1 rRNA gene is annotated in these 931 nt (G+C 52.6%); it reads right to left on the bottom strand.

The annotated features are described in order from the left end of the window. Positions 1-931: ribosomal RNA gene (locus QM956_RS10520) — 16S ribosomal RNA — on the bottom strand; the annotation flags it as partial.

The following is a 931-nucleotide window of genomic DNA, read 5'->3' as shown; positions in this document are numbered from 1 at the left end:
TTCTTCGCGTTGCTTCGAATTAAACCACATGCTCCACCGCTTGTGCGGGCCCCCGTCAATTCCTTTGAGTTTCAACCTTGCGGTCGTACTCCCCAGGCGGAGTGCTTAATGCGTTAGCTGCGGCACTGAATCCCGGAAAGGATCCAACACCTAGCACTCATCGTTTACGGCGTGGACTACCAGGGTATCTAATCCTGTTCGCTCCCCACGCTTTCGAGCCTCAGCGTCAGTTACAGACCAGAGAGCCGCTTTCGCCACCGGTGTTCCTCCATATATCTACGCATTTCACCGCTACACATGGAATTCCACTCTCCCCTTCTGCACTCAAGTTTGACAGTTTCCAAAGCGAACTATGGTTGAGCCACAGCCTTTAACTTCAGACTTATCAAACCGCCTGCGCTCGCTTTACGCCCAATAAATCCGGACAACGCTCGGGACCTACGTATTACCGCGGCTGCTGGCACGTAGTTAGCCGTCCCTTTCTGGTAAGCTACCGTCACAGTGTGAACTTTCCACTCTCACACTCGTTCTTGACTTACAACAGAGCTTTACGATCCGAAAACCTTCTTCACTCACGCGGCGTTGCTCGGTCAGGGTTGCCCCCATTGCCGAAGATTCCCTACTGCTGCCTCCCGTAGGAGTCTGGGCCGTGTCTCAGTCCCAGTGTGGCCGATCACCCTCTCAGGTCGGCTATGTATCGTCGCCTTGGTGAGCCGTTACCTCACCAACTAGCTAATACAACGCAGGTCCATCTGGTAGTGATGCAATTGCACCTTTCAAGCAGATATCATGCAATATCTACTGTTATGCGGTATTAGCTATCGTTTCCAATAGTTATCCCCCGCTACCAGGCAGGTTACCTACGCGTTACTCACCCGTTCGCAACTCATCCGGAGAAGCAAGCTCCTCCTTCAGCGTTCTACTTGCATGT

Origin of the sequence: Streptococcus mitis (assembly GCF_047460035.1) — a bacterium.
In the GTDB taxonomy this organism is placed as follows: domain Bacteria; phylum Bacillota; class Bacilli; order Lactobacillales; family Streptococcaceae; genus Streptococcus; species Streptococcus mitis_DW.
Note: the sequence above shows the minus strand (reverse complement) of the source record. Positions and strands in the feature narration are given on the sequence as shown.